This is a genomic window from Spartinivicinus ruber, assembly GCF_011009015.1.
GTDB classification, from domain to species: Bacteria; Pseudomonadota; Gammaproteobacteria; order Pseudomonadales; family Zooshikellaceae; genus Spartinivicinus; species Spartinivicinus ruber.
The window spans coordinates 291,403-308,691 of record NZ_CP048878.1 but is presented as its reverse complement, the minus strand read 5'-3'; the positions used below and the strand labels follow the sequence as shown (position 1 = coordinate 308,691).

Below are 17,289 nucleotides of genomic sequence, written 5' to 3'. Positions count from 1 at the left end.
ACAACTTATGAACAATACCAATACTACAGACATTATCATTATTGGTGGTGGACTGGTTGGTGCCACCCTTGCTTTGGCTCTGGCAAAAACCACTTCGCTAAGTATTGCTTTAGTCGATGCATCTCCGATTCCTATTAGAACACCCGATACTACTATTGATGTATTTGATAATAGGGTGAGTGCCTTAACTCATGCCTCATACAAACTATTAGAAAACCTTGGTGCCTGGCGTACTATTCAACAAGCAAGAGTACAACCCTTCAATCATATGATGGTTTGGGATGCCGAAGGTACTGGCCAGGTTAGTTTCGATGCTAACCTAGTCCAACAACAACAGTTGGGGTATATCGTTGAAAACTCTGTTATTGTTAGTGCACTTCACCAACAGTTAAATCAATACAACAGAATTAAACTATTTCCCAATAGTCCATTTAGTGAGCTACTGGAAAACAGTGCCGAACAAGTTGTAATTAAACTTGAGACAGGCACTCAGCTAACAGCAAAACTCGCAGTGGCTGCCGATGGTGCTCACTCCAAGTTGCGTAATCAGGCTAATATTCCACTTTCAGAGCAGGATTATCGTCATCATGCGTTAGTTAGCACGATAAAAACTGAGCACTATCATAAAGATACAGCTTATCAGGCCTTTTTATCTTCCGGACCACTTGCATTGCTACCTTTAACCAGCCAACAAGACCAACATTTTGTTTCTATTGTCTGGTCCAGTTTTCCAGAGCATATCCAGCATTTAAAAAGCATCACGGAGAAAACTTTTCTTAACGAACTATATGCTGCTACTGAAGGCTGTTTAGGCCAGTTATTCAGTTGCTCTGACAGAGTTAGCTTTCCACTAAAATACCGTCATGCCCAAAGTTACCATGATGATCGAGTGGTACTGATCGGTGATGCAGGCCATACCATTCACCCTCTGGCCGGACAAGGTGTTAATTTAGGCTTATTAGATGCTGCTGTATTAGCTGAAGAGATTCAGCACGCTATCCAGCGGGGTGGCAACTATAGCAACCCTCATATACTAGAGCGATATGAGCGGCGGCGGCGTGGCCACAACCTATTGATGGCAACTGCCATGCAGGGATTTCAGGAGCTATTTCATCATAACAACCTTGCCCTACGAGTATTGCGTAATAAAGGTATGAAACTAGTCAATAGCTTATCTCCACTCAAGCAAAAGCTTATTCAGCAAGCAATGCTAATTGATAACGACCAGTTACCAGAGCTAGCGAAGTGAGAATTGTATAACAGTTGTTTACAAAAGGTTATTGATTGCTCAAATGCTAATCATTATCATTAGTAGTGATTGGCATTTCTATAATAACCCTAAATAAACGTGTTAAGGTTTTACCATGCTCAAATCTCTCAAGCATTCATGCCTGGCAGTTACTGCAGTTATCAGTGCATTTACCTCTATTTATACTGCAGCTGAAGAAAAACTCGTTGTTTATACTGCTCGTAAAGAGCATTTAGTAAAACCACTATTTGATTTATACACAAAGCAAACTGGCGTACAAATTGACTATATTACTGATAGTGCAGGCCCCTTAATTACTCGTCTTCAAGCTGAAGGCAAAAATACCCCAGCAGATTTATTAATTACTGTTGATGCTGGCAACCTTTGGCAAGCACAAGACAAAGGTGTGCTACAGCCCATTAAGTCAGAAACTCTGGAAAAAAATATTCCTGTCCATTTACGTGATTCCAACAGCCACTGGTTTGGTTTATCAGTACGTGCCCGCACCATGGTATACGCGACCGATCGGGTAAAACCTGGAGATTTATCCACTTATGCTAACCTGGCTGACAAACAGTGGGATGGCCGCCTGTGCTTACGTACATCTAAAAAAGTTTATAATCAGTCTCTTGTGGCCACCATGATAGAAAGAATGGGCACAGAGAAAACCGAGGAGATAGTTAAAGGCTGGGTGAATAACTTAGCAGCCCCAGTATTTTCTAACGATACTATGGCAATGGAAGCTGTAGCCGCTGGTCAGTGTGATGTAACTGTCGTGAATACTTATTACTATGGCAGGCTATTAAAAGAGAAGCCTGACACTAAATTAAAGCTATTCTGGGCCAACCAAAAAACTACTGGTACTCATGTGAATGTCTCAGGCGCTGGAGTAACCAAATATGCCAAACACAAAGCTACTGCCGTGAAATTTTTGGAATGGCTAAGCACCCCTACAGCACAAAAGATTTTTGCTGACTCCAACATGGAATACCCAGCTAATAGCACTGTTAAACCAGCTAAGTTAGTAGCCAGCTGGGGAGAGTTTAAAGCAGATCAATTGAATGTTGAGATTGCAGGTAGAAAACAAGCCGAAGCCATCAAATTAATGGATAGAGCAGGTTATAAATAAACAGATTTATAAACTAATACGCGCTACAATGCACAACGCTCGCCTTGGAAACTTGGCGGGCGTTTTGTTTTGTCTGTAGGTTACACCCGTGAAATGACACATCATCGATTTTGGTTTTGGTTGGTTTGTGCTGTAGCAGCCATCGTTTTACTACCCATCACTAATTTAATTTTTAGTTGGGGCAATTTCCAAACAGATGTATGGTTGCACTTAATTGAAACCCAATTAGGCCAATTGTTAAGTAATACCTTTTGGCTGGTTCTAGGGGTTTCGATTGGGGTTACTGTGCTAGGCGTTGGATTGGCCTGGCTGACCGCTATGTGTGAATTTCCTGGCCAAAAGTGGCTAGACTGGGCACTGATGTTACCTTTTGCTGTGCCAGCCTATGTTATGGCATTTGTCTTTTTAGGCATATTTGAGTTTAGTGGCCCTATTCAAACCCAGCTGCGAGTCTGGTTTGGGCCAGGCAATTATTTTCCTGCCATTCGCAGTACTGGCGGAGTTATCACCGTATTATCGCTAGTATTTTATCCTTATGTTTATATGCTAGCTCGCAGTGCCTTTATTAGTCAGGGCCGCGGCTTAATGGACGCAGCTCGTATTTTAGGGCTAAGTCCCTGGCAGGCTTTTTTCAAAGTGACACTGCCCATGGCGCGACCTGCTATTGCTGCAGGCTTGGCACTTGCACTGATGGAAACCCTGGCAGACTTTGGTGCAGTCGCCACTTTTAACTACGACACTTTTACCACTGCTATCTATAAAGCCTGGTATGGTTTTTTTAATCTACAGGCTGCTGCACAACTGGCCACACTATTATTATTATTTGTTGGCCTAGCTGTTTTTATTGAAAAAAATGCCCGCGGTAAAGCACGTTATAACCAGAACAGCCAACACCTCTTTCACCGTTATGAGTTAACAGGTGTACTCGGCATAGCTGCCAGTGGGTTTGCTTGTTTGGTAGTGTTGATTGCCTTTGTAATGCCTGTCACTCAACTGATTATTTGGGTGATAAAAACTGGCTTGGTTGATTTTGATCAGCGCTTTTTATCTTTAGTAGGCCACAGCCTAAGTTTAGGGGCAGTAGCCGCCATAACAACTGTCGTTATTGCTTTATTATTAGCCATTGCCCAAAAACAACCCAATCAGCGCTGGTTGCCAAAAGTAATTAATATTTCCACTCTAGGCTATGCATTACCAGGCTCAGTGTTAGCAGTAGGAATAATGATGGGCTTTAGCTGGCTTGATAATACAATTTTTACCTGGTGGTTTAATTGGCTGGGAGAAGAGCCACGACAAGTGTTGCTAGGCAGTTTGTTTGCTTTAATAGTGGCCTATGGAATTCGCTTTTTAGCCGTTGCATTTGGCCCAGTAGATAGTAGCTTGCATAATATAAAGCCCTCAATAACAGAAGCAGCCCGCAGCCTTGGGGCTAACTCACAACGAATCATTTTTCAGGTTTATTTACCTATGATGGCACCAGGCGTATTAACTGGAGCACTATTGGTATTTGTTGATGTGTTAAAAGAAATGCCTGCTACTTTACTAATGCGCCCCTTTGGTTGGGACACCCTAGCAGTGAGAGTTTATGAAATGACCTCGGAAGGGGAATGGGCCAGAGCTGCACTACCTGCACTCACACTAGTGATTGTTGGGTTATTACCGGTTATTTTATTAATGAGACGCTCTAATAAGCTTTAACAACCTAACAAAACCTTGCAACTACTGTTTCATATCCTACTGCTTGAAGGTTGACACAAGTGCCGTATGGTATCTAGGGTAATGCCTATACACCATCAAAGACAACAAAAGCAGCCTAAAACTGATACACCATTAGAGGGTAAACAACATTATGAGTAATATTCCTTCAGAGTTGCGCTATGTAAGCTCCCACGAATGGATTCGCCTGGAAAGCGATGGCACTGCTGTTATTGGCATCACTGACCATGCCCAAGAACAACTAGGCGATGTGGTTTTTGTAGAACTACCCGAGTTGGGAACAAGTTTAGCTGCCAGTGACGATGCTGGAGTGGTAGAGTCAGTTAAGGCTGCTTCTGATATCTATGCTCCTATTTCTGGTGAAGTTGTGGCAATAAACGAGGCATTAGAAGATGAACCAGAACTAGTTAACTCAGATCCTTATGGAGATGGCTGGTTTTTTAAAGTAAAGCTTACGAATGAAGAAGAAACCAACGAATTATTAGATGCAGAAGGTTATGCCGAACTGTGTGAAAGTGAAGAGTAAAATTTTCACTTAGTTGAGTTGCAGGGTGGCGTAAAATGACTTACACCACCCTCACTAATACTAAGATTTGCTTTTAGATTGGGTTTACAACCTTATCTAGGTCTTCCAACTCAAACCATAACCTGGATTCATCCAGTGGTGTTTTTACAGGTAAAATAGGGTTAGGAATAGTAAATATTTTTCGTTGCTTCAATTTAGCTTTATTTAATATTGACCGGTGATGTTCCATAAACAACTTTTCAAAGCTACCATCCTCAACCGCTTGATACAGACCCTTTGTAAGTAGTCTGGCTAAACGCTGACTATCTTTGTTCACAAAATAGTAGAAGGCTGTTTTGTATCTAATAACAATCGTTGGTTCAACTATTATTCCCTTATCAGCATGGCTTTCTGCTTCTGCCCAAATTTCAACGATAGAGCGGGGAAAATAGTCGAAACGCCTTAGCGCTAACATTTTGAAAAGGCCTTCGTAAGAAGCAACCCCACTCACTTGAAAGCCATTCTTTCTTAAAATTTCCGTATCAGGCCAATCATGGCCCTGACCAGCATATAGCGGCTTAAGCAAATCCAAGTGAGTAATTGCAGCAAATTTACGTTGATCAGCGTCTCTAATCAATGGTAATCGCCAACCAATCATTCCCTTATAAATGGGTACCCTAATGGGTAATAATTGTTTTTCTCTTTCAATAGAGGTCATCGACCACACCACATCAACAACCTTACCAAGTGCTAATAGCTTCAGTGCTCTGCCTTGAAGCATGACACCTTCACTGGGCTTTATTTCAAATTGCTCACCTGATTTATTCAGCCCAAGCTCTAATAACTTTGCAGGATACTGAGTACGCTTATCATCAGCTGTTACTGGCCGAGGATAAGTCACAACAATTGGCTGAACAGCAACAGCAATAGATGCTGTCAGTAACAAACTGAAACCTACAATTACACTAATAAGAGAGAGATCTATCATAAGCCGTACATTGCAGCACTACTCTTAACAAGTAAGTGTAGCTGTTGTAGTAGGACTAGAAATATATCAACAAAGTAGAAGCTGATAGCTTTTTGTAAGCGAACACCATCAAAAACCTCATTCAGTTTCGGTTAATATCAACTATATAAACTATTGATTACCAAGCAGAATCTTTCTTGATGTGTTGATGAAGCGAGAACTGAATGCCTATAACTCAACTAAGACAAACAGCACGAAACGTTTTAATTGGTTACTTAATCTCTTTACTGGTTGGATGCAGCTTTACACCAACTACAACTGAAGACCCAATTCCTTTATCAGCTTCAGAACAAGTCATTGCAAAAAGGCTTGAGCAGCATTATGAAACTTGGGACAAGGTACCTTACCGATACGGGGGCACAAATAAATCAGGTATAGACTGTTCATCATTCATCCAAAATACTTATAAAACGGTCTTTAACATCAGCTTACCCAGAGCAACCAAACAGCAAGCACAAATAGGCAAAACAATTTCTATAAAGAATCGTCGCCCAGGAGACCTGTTATTTTTTAAAATCAGTCGCAACTCTCGACATGTGGGGGTTTATGTGGGCAATAACCGTTTTTTACACGTATCTAAATCTAAAGGGGTTATTATTTCTAAATTTACCCAATCTTACTGGCAACGGCATTATTGGAAAGCAGTGCGGGTTTTGTAAAACAAAAAACTAGCCCGGGTATACTCTTCGCGAATGACATACTCGGGCAAAGTATTACTCTATATTATTTAATAATAAAATAAATAATTATGAGGTTATTTATTTGGATAAGTGTTGCCTAACACACTTCCTTTAATCATATGGTAATTCTTAGGTCCCATAATTGTTGTTTCCGACCATTTTATCACACCTACTTCAGGAGCTAGCCATAACTCAGTTACCCCACCATCAGCACAACTATTACGGAACGATAGTTTAACTATATTATCAAAAGTACCTGCAGGTACTTTTAGTTCTTCTGAGCGACTAGTAATGATTACCTCTCCACTATTACAAGGAGCAATACTAACTTTTTGCACATTACCTTCCGCAGAATTTAAGTCTACGAATAGCTGCACTTTCTGATCATTTTCCGACCAAACATATATCTTATTATCATCACTTAAATGCAGCCAAAGATCACCCAACCCACCAAAGTTATTAAAGTATTTCCAGGTACCATCATCTTCAATTACTTTTGAAGGAATCAGGCGATCATTTTTTTCACCTTGATAAACAACATAGTCGCCAATTGTCATGGGTAGATAATTATTTGCACTTACACTACCAATAAAAACCGCACTAATTAATGCTGCTGTTGTAAGCATTTTTTTTGCTATTTTTCTCATAACTCTGATCCTTATTATTTATTTTGGTAGAAAGAATGTTTTTAGTGCTCTGCATAATAGCAAGTTGCAAATTCTTTTGTTATTACATTTTCAAAAGAAACCCTACCAAAAATAATACTTCGTTGTAAACACTACTTTACAAGCAGTTATTTACTAAATAACAATACGTTTGAATACTTATATATCCTCTGTAAACCACTAGTTATGTACTGATGACCTATCAGTCCATTTTGCTTTTCTCACAAGTTTGCTACTATGCTACAAACAATCTACAACTAAAGTTGAATAAAATTTTAAGGGTATAAATAATGACAAAAAAAATAGCTGTTATTTTATCTGGCTGTGGATTTCTTGATGGCGCTGAAATTCATGAGTCTGTCTTGACCCTGCTAAATTTAGACTTATTAAATATAAGTTATCAGTGTTTTTCTGTTGATATAGATCAAACAGATGTTGTTAATCACTTGACTGGAGAAGCCTCCCACGAAAAGCGTAATGTTTTAGTAGAGTCAGCAAGAATTGCTCGGGGTAGTGTAAAGAATATAAGTGAATTGGTTGCCTGTGACTTTGATGCGTTAATCTTACCCGGTGGTTATGGCGTAGCGAAAAACTTATCAGACTTCGCAACTAAAGGTGCGGCAATGCATGTACCAGAAGCTGTATTAAAGGCATGTCAGGCATTCGCAACAAACAGAAAGCCAATTGGTTTAATTTGTATTGCCCCAGCTCTTGCCGGAAAAATTTATGGTGAACCCGTTAAATGCACTATTGGTAATGATGAACAAACAGCAACTGCGCTGGAACAAATGGGAGTCAAGCATCAAAGCTGTGCAGTTAATGATATTGTCATTGATGAAAAGCATAAGTTAGTAACCACGCCTGCCTATATGTTAGCCAATCGCATTAGTGAAGCTGCAGAAGGGATTGCTAAGCTGGTCAAGCAAGTCATCGCCCTCACTTAAGAACAATACATTTTTAGATACAATTTAATACAACGAGTTGCGAATAATAGCAAAATACCTCTAGAATTCATCCGCTAACCTGAACATTTCTGAAAATCAATGAAATATTTGGGTTGGTGGTTAGTCCATTAGCGGCTGACCAAACCAAACATTGGTACTAACTGATGATTAGAGTATTGTAGCATGACTGGATATGAAGAGTTTTTACCCGAAATTAAAGCCGCCGTAATGAACTTTATTGACAAAGTACCCTTCAACCAGTTGGTCGGAATGAAAATAACCAACGTCACGCCTAATTCGGTTGAAATGCATTTACCAATGAAGGATGAGCTAATTGGTAACTATATAACAGGTATTTTACATGGTGGTGTTATCTCGTCGATGATTGATGTTAGTGGCGGTGCCATGGCATTAGTGGGAGCATTTCGCAAATTAGAACATATTGATATACAAGAGCGCATTCAACGTTTAGCCCGTGTAAGTACGATAGACCTACGAGTTGACTATTTACGTCCAGGCCGAGGAGAGAGCTTTTATGTAAGCTCAACCTTATTAAGGTCTGGCAATAAAGTCGCCGTAACACGTTCCGAGTTTTATAATAATCGCAATGATCTATGTGCAGTGGGAACAGGAACTTATTTATGTGGGTGATTCACCCCATCACTATAGCTACCTAAACTCCCCACTGTTACAAGCTTGGTTCTGTCAATATTACTATGAAAGTCATAAGGCCAACAGTTGTTTGCTAATTAGCTTAAAACTCATCACTTAAGGGTAAAACAACACTTAACTAAGAAACTTACAGTAAAACACTAGTAGCCTATTCTGACTACCAGACAAGGATCAAGAATTAAAGAAGTTAAGTCCTGATTTTTCTGGTTCTACTTCTCCAAAATTGGCTCAATAACCTGCTGCCATTGGATATAACCAGCCCCATACAAGTGGATGCCATCTATAGTATATTTTGCTTCAAGCACTCCATCAGGTGCTAGTCGTTCATTCAGATCAATGTATTGGATACCAAAATTCTTAGCTAGGGCTAGCAACTCATCATTAAGTCGAGTAACAGTTAGATTAAAGGGTTTAAACCGTTCACCAAAAAATAGAGTTGACTGAATTATCGGCGTAATACCTCTAGCTTGTAACCTAGCCAGTATTATTTGATAATTTTTCACCATTTCATCAAATGGTGTCCTCCGTATAATATCATTAGTACCTAGCATTAAAAAAACTTGCTTCGTATCGCTTGGAATAACGTCTAATCGATTTAATGTACCTGCTATTGTATCTCCAGCAATTCCTCGATTAACAATAGAATAGCCGGGGAGTAACTCATGCCACTCTGCATCATCGGTTATTGAGTCACCCAACATAACATTTCTGGCGTTAACTGTATAAGTACTAAAAAAAGAAACTTTTCGATTATAGTAATAGGAATATCCCTTACTAAAAGGTTTCACTTTCTTTTCAGGAAATAAGCTCTTTTTTAACCATATTATTTGAGAATAAGGAAAAAATTCATATTGAATACTTGCCATACCATAAGACAAACCAACGGCCAGACAAAAAGTGGCCATAAATACAGTTTTATAGTTTGGTAAATATCTAGTTTCCATAGTATCACTATTGCAATATTTATCAGTTAACAATAATATTATTAGCTATATTTATAAATATAATATTAAGGAACGAGCAATAAAACATACGTTAGTTAAGAGTTACCATTTTTGCAGTTATGAAGCCTTTGAAAATCATAACTGGTGAGAAATATTTTAACCTTCTTAGATAAACTTATAGCTTTCCATTTTCCAGACTATTTTTATCAAAAAAATTTACTTTTTGTTATTTATATTAGCAACTCAAACTTCTATAGCCTTAACCTATTCTATGATACATATAAGCATAGCGCAAATATTTCAACAATATAATAATAAACCTAAAAATAGATTTATGTTACAAATTTTTAGATTTTACATATCTATTTTCAACATGCTCTTTTATACTATCACCATTTATATATGGCCTTATGATAGTTGGTACTTCTTCTATAGCACCTCCTTAATCTTGATATTATTATCAATACAGAAAATCGATTAAAACTATTGTTTATATTCAGCCCTCATGGTATTTTTACTTATAAATATTCTCGCTATAGGAGATAAGTCCGAATTAAAAAATATTTATCATATAATTTAAGGGGAATACCTTGAATAATCGACTAGCCGAGTTAGATGTATTTCGTGGTTTAGCCGCGCTCGCCGTTGTTTTATTTCACATTACAACGCGTTATGAGGAGCTTTATGGACATCCTTCCGAGCTTGTGTTTGACTTTCCTCTTGGACATTATGGTGTAACATTATTTTTCATGATTAGTGGCTTTGTTATTTTTCTAACCTTAAGTCGCACACAGAATGCCTACGATTTTATTGTTTCAAGGTTATCGCGGCTTTTCCCTGCATTTTGGGTCGCGGTAATAATTACTACTCTTGCAGTAATGTTGATCGGACTGCCAGAAAAGTCCTTTTCTTTGACCACAGTTGCTCTCAACTTAACAATGATACCTGACTTATTAGGTGTTCCAGTAGTAGATGGTGTGTATTGGACATTACAATATGAACTCATATTTTATTTTTTTATGTTAATATTATGGCAGATAAAGTTACTTAAAAAAATAGAGTGGGTGTGCTTCGGATGGCTACTACTACAGGCAGCATTTATTTATAGTGATTATAAATACAATTATTTCCCTTGGAAACTAAGGCTTTTTTTAATTTTAGATTATGGCCACCTCTTTATCGCAGGTATTTTATTTTATCGACTTAAATACCAATCACAGCCTGGATTAATCAATAAAGCTAGACACCTTTTAATTGTTATAAGCCTATTATTCCAATACCTTACAAATGACAGCCCTGAAAGTGCCTGGATTGCTGCAGGACTGTATTTAAGTTTCTACTTATTTGTTTACAACTACCTGTCCTTTATTGTATGCAGACCACTTATTTTTTTGGGTACAATCTCATACACCTTATATTTATTTCATCATAACCTGGGCTTTGTCATCTTACATTTGTTTTATCGTCTAGAAATTTCACCTTTATTCGCGATCCCCTGTGTCATTACTATCTGTATTGGAATAGCCACTCTCGTGACATATTCCATAGAAAAACCCGCACTCAAGCTTATTAGAAGCAAATATAATCTTAGAAGCTATAAAAGCGCGTTGCACACCAACTAATAAAATTTATCAATGAACTACTCACTGCAACTTGCTCCAAGAGCAAAGCAACTAAAACAGCGATGATGTTTCAGGCTTATGTTTTTTTCCATGGCTGCTGTTAAGCTATCTGCCAGCTCATAATCTTTATCATCATCTACTAAGGTACAAGCATAAACTTTTACTTTGCCATTTATTTTAACCAGCATTTTGCTGTAAGCACACATAAACTGACGTCTACTTTTTTGTGTATGGTAAGTTGTCATACAAGCTTCAGTTATTTCTGGCACTTCGACTATAGAGCCAGGCTCATAAAAATTGGGAAATGCCACAATATTAATTTTATCAGACAAACCATGCTGACTCAGTAACTGGTAGAATTCATTATCCTGTTTGACTTTATCTTCTTTAGGATCAACTATTTGTCGAGCAATGGATACTTTAAAACCATAATGATGAAGTAACTGCAAGCTTTCTAATGACTTAGCAAATGATCCCTCTCCTCTTTCCAGATCATGTAACTTTGGGTTTACATAATCAAGGCTAATACGAAAGGCAATTGGATATTTTGAGTTTTTCAGAGAAAGGATCTTGTCGATTCTTTTTAAAACAGGATCAGTTCCATTGGTTAACACTAAACAAGGCTTATATTGGGAAGCATAGCCAAGGATTCTAACCATGTCTTTGGCAACAAATGGCTCTCCACCAGTAAACGAAAACTGCTGAACCCCTAGTGCCAGCGCTTCATGAATAAAAGGCTTAACATCAGCTAAACGCATCAGTTGTAGACGGTTGTCACCTGGTTTGGAGCCTTCCAAGCAAAACGAGCATGCCAAATTACAGGCAGTGCCAATATGAAACCATAGTTCATCTAAAGCATGGGGTTGAATATAACCCCGTTTTTCTCCCTTGCTGGTAAAGCACCACTCTGAACTTCTATCTAAACTGCTAGTTGCGATTAAGTCCACTTTCATGCCTCTGGCATTGTTTAACATTCAACAACAACCTGCTTCCAACGAATCCGCCTCATGACTGGTAAATGGTAGCGTTATACCACACTCCTGAAAAGGCCCATAATGTTTTGAGAAATCACCAATGAATTCAAAGTAGGATTTAAAGCGAGTTTCAGCAAGCATACGCCAGGTGTTGCCACAAACAGGAAATACTTTACCAGCTTCAATAACATGGTGTTTATCTAATACAAACTGATCTTCATTATAAGGAATTGATCCCTTATAAATAACTGCTTGCCCATAGTCTTCACAGTGGCTATCCAACTCTGGCAATTTAAATAAACGATAAATAGCTGAAAAAAAGTTAATATTAGCTAATTTTTGCTTGATGTTTTCATCTTCTATTTTTATAGACCTATCACTGACTAATCTTGGATCAATGAAGCCAGCCTGCTTGGCTACAGTTAAAAAATCCTGCCAATAAAAAGCTCCACTTAAACATTCACCATATAAGATGGGATCATTTATTAGCCCTTGAGGTACACGCCGGTCTGAATAAACATCAGCAAAATATATTTCTCCACCAGGCTTCAGTAATCGATAGGCCTGTTTTAGAACCGACTCTTTATCTGGGGATAAATTAATTACACAGTTAGAAACAATTACATCAAAAGAATTTTCTGCAAAATCCAAATCTGCTAAATTTTCGATATATCCTTTATAAAAGACGACATTATTAGCATTATAACCAAACTGTTGCTGGTGATAGTCCTGATATTGAGTAGCAATAGCAAGCTGTTCCTCTGTCATATCTACTCCTGTTACATGACCAGCCTCACCTACTAGTTGAGCCAATACATAACAGTCTCTACCTGAACCACAACCTAAATCTAATATCTTACAACCAGCGAGCGCTTCTGGAGCAACTAAACCACAACCATAGTATCGACTTAATACGGTTTCATGCACATTTGCAAGAGCTTGCCTTATATAAAGTGGAAATCTTGTAGTTGTTGTACAAGCGTTAGTCTTTAAATCTTGTGAATTCTGTAAAACTTTACCATAGTAATCTTTAACAGACTGCTGCATATTCCCCCCTAAAACTGCATATTATGACCACAGCAACAAAGTATACCAATTCTTTCGGTGTATATGTTAAAGATTAGACCATTAAGAAGTTTAAATTCTTTCAGAGGTATATCTATTTTTCAAATCAGTCAGGCAATGTCAGAGCCTAATACATTAGAATAATCTATAGCAGGCAAGGAAATAATAAATTTAGCCCCTTTATCAGGTTGGCTTTCACAAATGATCGTTCCCTGTAACTTTTGAGTAACAATATTGTAAACTATATACATGCCAAGCCCAGTTCCACCTTGATTTGCCTTCGTGGTGAAAAAAGGATCAAAAATGTGGGCAAGCGTTTCAGGAGCCATGCCTTTACCATCATCAGCCACAGTTAAAATAACCATATCCCCTTTATCTTCAGCAGCGAGTTTCAACATTCCAACCCCACCCTCTTCATAGCCATGCTGTAAGGCATTACTAACCAAGTTAACTAATAGTTGGTGAATTGCTGTAGGAAAGGTGGATAATTGTATAGATTCATCAATATCAATAATGGGAGTAATATTTTTTGATGTATAGTGTGACAATATGGTTTCTATAACTTCTTCAACTTCTTCTTTTAATTTTACCTTTTGAAATTTTGCTTTAGATTTACCTTTTGCAAACTGACGAATATTAGAAGTCATTCGATGTACAGAGTTCAAACTTGATGTCAACGTTTTAATATGATTTTGGCAATTATGTAATAGTGCTAAGATCACGTTTTTATTTACAGACTCTTCATCACACTGATGTTCTGCTTCAAACAGTTGGTTCTGCAGAGCTTCAGTTGCAGATTTACTTGTTGCTAAGGGGTGTTCTATATCTTGAGTAATACCTTCCAACAAGCCTCCTAATGCAGCCATTTTTTCCGTTTCTACCAAAGCATCTTGTTTTTGCTGCTGCAATATATTCATACCACTACTACTTTGCTCACTGGAGCTATCATCGATTTTCTCGTAAATTGCACCTTGCTCACTTGATGTTACAGGATAATGCTTATTTGTTGCATAATAATGGTAACGTTCATTTATTGCATTGATTAGAATATCCAGCTCATCATTTTCTTTACTGGGTCCTCGCAATAGCGTCAATTTCTTTGAAGGCTCTCCTGGTTGAGTATTTTTTAAATATTCAGCCATTCGAATTAGGTGGCGTGTTACAAGATTCCAAAATACTAACAAAATAACAACAGCAACAATTGCTGTTTTTATACTATTTGAAATAAGAATTACCGCAAACTTATCCACCAGCCTGCTATAAATCTGGCTCATATCTGCCACTACCTTTAAACGTCCTAAGTCAATTGGGGATGAATTGAGTGGTTTAGCAATTAACTCAAACTCCTCTTCTTTTAAGGTTCGGCCTTCATCAATTTTACCTGCCTTCCAAACCACTTCATCGTCCTGGCGAATTTCGGCATATACAACTTCAGGAATTTGGACAAATGCATCCAGCTGGATCTTAATTTGTGGTTCATCAAACAACCATACCGATCGCATAATACTAGGTACACTGGATGCTTTGATTTGTTGGAAAACACCATTCATTCGGCGCATATCTTCCCAATAATCCAGCCCCAACTGCACACTGGTGGTTAAGATGGCAATTGTAGTACTCACCCCAACGACAGCAATGAGTAGTCGTCTGGCAATGGCTCCATATTTCTGTTTATTCAGCAACATACAGTCACTAACCTGCAGCAACCTGTAGCGATACAGGTTACTTAAGTTTTTATCGCGCCGCCTATAGTGATGGACTTTAAAGTATTTACGTCAGCAGCCATCGCCATTATAATAGCGTTTACTTTCATTCTGAAAATAACAGTCAAAATACCGTCAATTTTGTAAAATTTTCACTTAATCATCAGTATAGACAAGAAAGTAGTAGTTTTTCTCATGTCAGCAATTTAACAGCTCTATAAATTACACTGCTATTTATAGAAGTGATATAGCTGTTTATAATCAGTAGTTTTCTTATATTCTAATAATGCTTTATTAATTATTTTTATATCTTCTTGGCTAACGGTTTTTTTGCTAAACATAAAAAATACAGGGTCAGCATTGACGATATAGGGGTGAACTTCTATTTTATCCAAAATACCTTGTTCTGCTGCTTTATATTTTGCTGTTGGGGGTTCCATTAAAATACCATCAACATAGCTTGCTAATAGCATTCTCAACGCTTTATTATCAATCATAGGTCTTTCCAGTAATAACTTTTTAAAGCGCTTGTCCTGGCGAGCTGTATTAAATTCATCTCCAAACCAGGCTCCCAACTCAATTAAAACCCGCATCTGTAAACCAACAACATCTGATAACTTACTTAGTTGCCAACGTTCTGCTTCTCCCTTTCGAATAATAATTCGATATTCCTCATCTCGATAGCTTTTACTATAAAATGCATATTTTTTTCTCTCTTCGGTAATAGAGGCTGTAGGCAACATATCTAAGTTACCTTGCTCAATTTCAACCAATGAGCGCTTCCAAGGCATTTCAATAAAATGATAATTACAACTGGCCCGTTTAAAAACATTTTTAATTACTACTACATCAAGACCTACCACCTCTTTATTTTCATTTTGGTATAAAAAAGGCTCATAATAATTCCAAGCAATTAAGAAAGTTTTTTTTTGGCATTGAGCATACGTTATAGAACTAAACAGCCCAAAACTGACCAACAACACCAAACTCGTAGTAACAAGTGACAAGATAACCAGCCTATTTTTTCATTTACCAATAGCTAACCAATTGATAGTATAGCTCAGTCGCTTATAGGAATATTAATTACATGCCTCTCACCTTGACTATATATGATACTAACTAAAAACAAGTACTTAATAACAACCATCAATAATGCCATTAGTGTTGCAACTAACAGCAATTTCCACACTATAACAGCAACTCCCACTTACGGTGGGGATATTAACCAAACTTTTAAGTTGAAGAGTAATGATCAACAGTTTTTTCTTAAGTTACAGTCTGGAGCACCCTTTAATTGGTTTCAGCAAGAATTTAATGGGCTTTTAGCCATTAGAGCCACCCAAACAATTGATGCACCAAAGCCTATAGTAGTTAGTGAGTTTGAAGACTATCAGTTTCTTGTTTTGGAGTACCTTCAACTTACTGATACTGGTGACTGGCATCAATATGGTGAACAGTTAGCGAATTTACACAAAGCGCAAAGCAACCAACAATATGGCTGGGTAGAGGATAATTATATTGGACATACTATCCAGAAAAATAGCAGGAGAGATAATTGGGCAGAATTTTTTGCTTTTCAGCGCATTGGCTACCAACTGGAATTAGCTTCCTGCAAGGGGTATACACTAGCAATTCCTAACCAACATATAATTAATAGCGTTCATCATCACTTAGTTGAACACCAACCTACAGTAAGCTTAGTTCATGGTGATTTATGGAAAGGCAACATGGGCTTTACAATAAAAGAGCCTGTACTGTTTGATCCTGCTTGCTATTACGGGGATCGGGAAGTTGATTTAGCAATGACGGAATTATTTGGCCAACTACCAGAACAGTTTTACCGTGGCTATCATACAGTTTACCCTATTGATAATAGCTACCAACAGCGAAAACCTATTTATAATCTATACCATTTACTTAACCATTTAAATTTATTCGGTAGGTGTTATTTATGCCCAATTAATAATATATGTACTCTGATCTCAAGTTAGTCCCAGTTTGTTCTTTGACCTGTTTGTGTTAAAGACATTGTAGGCTCTCCAGCCATAGGACCTTCAGGAACAGCATTCAAAGTGTATGTAGTTGCTGTTTGATTAGTTATAGTCAACTCATAGTATGGATTACTTGGAGTTGCTTGATCAATTGGAACCTTGTTGGTGCCAAGTAAAGTTTGAGGTGTCGCCCCCACATAAGTTGCTGGTGATTGTTCGGTATAAAACCTCTCCATTGCATTAGCCAGCTGCATTAAGGCAGACTGAGCGTCGGACCGCATAGACTTTCTTACATATTCCTGGTAAGAGGGATAGCCAACCGCAGCCAATATTCCCACAATTGCAACTACTATCAATAGTTCAATTAATGAAAAACCAAGTGCAGTACGTTTCATCATTATTT

The 17,289-nt window shown here is 37.9% G+C and carries 17 protein-coding genes; 9 read left to right on the top strand and 8 right to left on the bottom strand.

Annotated elements, in window-relative coordinates:
- The first annotated feature begins 7 nt into the window (after positions 1-7).
- From G4Y78_RS01435 to gcvH, 4 genes are all read left to right on the top strand, one after another.
- The gene (locus tag G4Y78_RS01435; protein WP_163830957.1) at positions 8-1,249 is read left to right on the top strand and encodes a UbiH/UbiF/VisC/COQ6 family ubiquinone biosynthesis hydroxylase; all 1,242 of its coding nucleotides are present in this window, start codon (positions 8-10) and stop codon (positions 1,247-1,249) included.
- Between the two features lie 115 nt (positions 1,250-1,364).
- A complete protein-coding gene (locus tag G4Y78_RS01430; RefSeq protein ID WP_163830956.1) occupies positions 1,365-2,378 on the top strand; it encodes a Fe(3+) ABC transporter substrate-binding protein in 1,014 nt (337 codons plus the stop codon).
- A 69-nt stretch (positions 2,379-2,447) separates the two neighbouring features.
- Positions 2,448-4,076, top strand: a complete 1,629-nt coding sequence (locus tag G4Y78_RS01425) for an ABC transporter permease (protein ID WP_230425677.1) — start codon at positions 2,448-2,450, stop codon at positions 4,074-4,076.
- Between the two features lie 151 nt (positions 4,077-4,227).
- Positions 4,228-4,620 carry a glycine cleavage system protein GcvH gene (gcvH, locus tag G4Y78_RS01420; RefSeq protein ID WP_163830955.1) on the top strand — a complete coding sequence of 131 codons (393 nt, stop codon included), beginning with the start codon at positions 4,228-4,230 and terminating at the stop codon, positions 4,618-4,620.
- Between the two features lie 73 nt (positions 4,621-4,693).
- On the opposite strand, the gene G4Y78_RS01415 is transcribed toward gcvH, so the two are convergent.
- The gene (locus G4Y78_RS01415; protein WP_230425676.1) at positions 4,694-5,545 is read right to left on the bottom strand and encodes a transporter substrate-binding domain-containing protein; all 852 of its coding nucleotides are present in this window, start codon (positions 5,543-5,545) and stop codon (positions 4,694-4,696) included.
- Positions 5,546-5,790: 245 nt separating this feature from the next.
- Here G4Y78_RS01415 and G4Y78_RS01410 point away from each other — a divergent pair, with 245 nt between their 5' ends.
- Complete coding sequence (locus G4Y78_RS01410) at positions 5,791-6,285, top strand: NlpC/P60 family protein (protein ID WP_163830953.1); 495 nt, start codon at positions 5,791-5,793, stop codon at positions 6,283-6,285.
- A gap of 95 nt (positions 6,286-6,380) precedes the next feature.
- Here G4Y78_RS01410 and G4Y78_RS01405 read toward each other — a convergent pair whose 3' ends face one another.
- Entirely contained in the window at positions 6,381-6,953 is a 573-nt protein-coding gene (locus tag G4Y78_RS01405; protein ID WP_163830952.1) for a hypothetical protein, read from the bottom strand.
- Positions 6,954-7,261: 308 nt separating this feature from the next.
- Here G4Y78_RS01405 and elbB point away from each other — a divergent pair, with 308 nt between their 5' ends.
- Together elbB and G4Y78_RS01395 are read left to right on the top strand one after the other, a co-directional pair.
- Positions 7,262-7,915 carry an isoprenoid biosynthesis glyoxalase ElbB gene (gene elbB / locus G4Y78_RS01400; protein WP_163830950.1) on the top strand — a complete coding sequence of 218 codons (654 nt, stop codon included), beginning with the start codon at positions 7,262-7,264 and terminating at the stop codon, positions 7,913-7,915.
- A gap of 183 nt (positions 7,916-8,098) precedes the next feature.
- Complete coding sequence (locus G4Y78_RS01395) at positions 8,099-8,566, top strand: thioesterase family protein (RefSeq protein ID WP_163830948.1); 468 nt, start codon at positions 8,099-8,101, stop codon at positions 8,564-8,566.
- Positions 8,567-8,796: 230 nt separating this feature from the next.
- Here G4Y78_RS01395 and G4Y78_RS01390 read toward each other — a convergent pair whose 3' ends face one another.
- Positions 8,797-9,531 carry a GDSL-type esterase/lipase family protein gene (locus tag G4Y78_RS01390; RefSeq protein ID WP_163830946.1) on the bottom strand — a complete coding sequence of 245 codons (735 nt, stop codon included), beginning with the start codon at positions 9,529-9,531 and terminating at the stop codon, positions 8,797-8,799.
- A 590-nt stretch (positions 9,532-10,121) separates the two neighbouring features.
- On the opposite strand from G4Y78_RS01390, the gene G4Y78_RS01385 reads away from it, so the two are divergent.
- Positions 10,122-11,153, top strand: a complete 1,032-nt coding sequence (locus G4Y78_RS01385; RefSeq protein ID WP_163830944.1) for an acyltransferase family protein — start codon at positions 10,122-10,124, stop codon at positions 11,151-11,153.
- A gap of 17 nt (positions 11,154-11,170) precedes the next feature.
- Here G4Y78_RS01385 and G4Y78_RS01380 read toward each other — a convergent pair whose 3' ends face one another.
- The 4 genes from G4Y78_RS01380 to G4Y78_RS01365 all read right to left on the bottom strand — a co-directional run bounded on the left by G4Y78_RS01380 (position 11,171) and on the right by G4Y78_RS01365 (position 15,902).
- Entirely contained in the window at positions 11,171-12,127 is a 957-nt protein-coding gene (locus G4Y78_RS01380; RefSeq protein ID WP_230425675.1) for a radical SAM protein, read from the bottom strand.
- Positions 12,128-13,174, bottom strand: coding sequence for a methyltransferase domain-containing protein (locus G4Y78_RS01375; RefSeq protein WP_163830943.1), 1,047 nt, complete (start codon positions 13,172-13,174; stop codon positions 12,128-12,130).
- 128 nt (positions 13,175-13,302) lie between these two features.
- Positions 13,303-14,877, bottom strand: a complete 1,575-nt coding sequence (locus G4Y78_RS01370; RefSeq protein ID WP_163830941.1) for a sensor histidine kinase — start codon at positions 14,875-14,877, stop codon at positions 13,303-13,305.
- Between the two features lie 248 nt (positions 14,878-15,125).
- Positions 15,126-15,902: a substrate-binding periplasmic protein gene (locus G4Y78_RS01365; RefSeq protein ID WP_163830940.1), complete on the bottom strand. Its 777-nt coding sequence runs from the start codon at positions 15,900-15,902 to the stop codon at positions 15,126-15,128.
- Positions 15,903-16,004: 102 nt separating this feature from the next.
- Between G4Y78_RS01365 and G4Y78_RS01360 the strand changes: the two genes are divergently transcribed.
- Positions 16,005-16,886, top strand: a complete 882-nt coding sequence (locus G4Y78_RS01360) for a fructosamine kinase family protein (RefSeq protein ID WP_163830938.1) — start codon at positions 16,005-16,007, stop codon at positions 16,884-16,886.
- Here G4Y78_RS01360 and G4Y78_RS30910 read toward each other — a convergent pair.
- A complete protein-coding gene (locus G4Y78_RS30910) occupies positions 16,883-17,284 on the bottom strand; it encodes a type IV pilin protein (protein ID WP_329604933.1) in 402 nt (133 codons plus the stop codon). The two genes, G4Y78_RS01360 and G4Y78_RS30910, sit on opposite strands and share 4 nt — an antisense overlap.
- Between the last annotated feature and the right edge of the window lie 5 nt (positions 17,285-17,289).

Coding starts and splice junctions, on each gene's coding strand:
- G4Y78_RS30910 (WP_329604933.1), bottom strand. CDS start 17,284: ATGATGAAACGTACTGCACTTGGTTTTTCATTAATTGAACTATTGATA.
- G4Y78_RS01410 (WP_163830953.1), top strand. CDS start 5,791: ATGCCTATAACTCAACTAAGACAAACAGCACGAAACGTTTTAATTGGT.
- G4Y78_RS01430 (WP_163830956.1), top strand. CDS start 1,365: ATGCTCAAATCTCTCAAGCATTCATGCCTGGCAGTTACTGCAGTTATC.
- elbB (WP_163830950.1), top strand. CDS start 7,262: ATGACAAAAAAAATAGCTGTTATTTTATCTGGCTGTGGATTTCTTGAT.
- G4Y78_RS01395 (WP_163830948.1), top strand. CDS start 8,099: ATGACTGGATATGAAGAGTTTTTACCCGAAATTAAAGCCGCCGTAATG.
- G4Y78_RS01370 (WP_163830941.1), bottom strand. CDS start 14,877: ATGTTGCTGAATAAACAGAAATATGGAGCCATTGCCAGACGACTACTC.
- G4Y78_RS01360 (WP_163830938.1), top strand. CDS start 16,005: ATGATACTAACTAAAAACAAGTACTTAATAACAACCATCAATAATGCC.
- gcvH (WP_163830955.1), top strand. CDS start 4,228: ATGAGTAATATTCCTTCAGAGTTGCGCTATGTAAGCTCCCACGAATGG.
- G4Y78_RS01380 (WP_230425675.1), bottom strand. CDS start 12,127: ATGTTAAACAATGCCAGAGGCATGAAAGTGGACTTAATCGCAACTAGC.
- G4Y78_RS01405 (WP_163830952.1), bottom strand. CDS start 6,953: ATGAGAAAAATAGCAAAAAAAATGCTTACAACAGCAGCATTAATTAGT.
- G4Y78_RS01435 (WP_163830957.1), top strand. CDS start 8: ATGAACAATACCAATACTACAGACATTATCATTATTGGTGGTGGACTG.
- G4Y78_RS01375 (WP_163830943.1), bottom strand. CDS start 13,174: ATGCAGCAGTCTGTTAAAGATTACTATGGTAAAGTTTTACAGAATTCA.
- G4Y78_RS01390 (WP_163830946.1), bottom strand. CDS start 9,531: ATGGAAACTAGATATTTACCAAACTATAAAACTGTATTTATGGCCACT.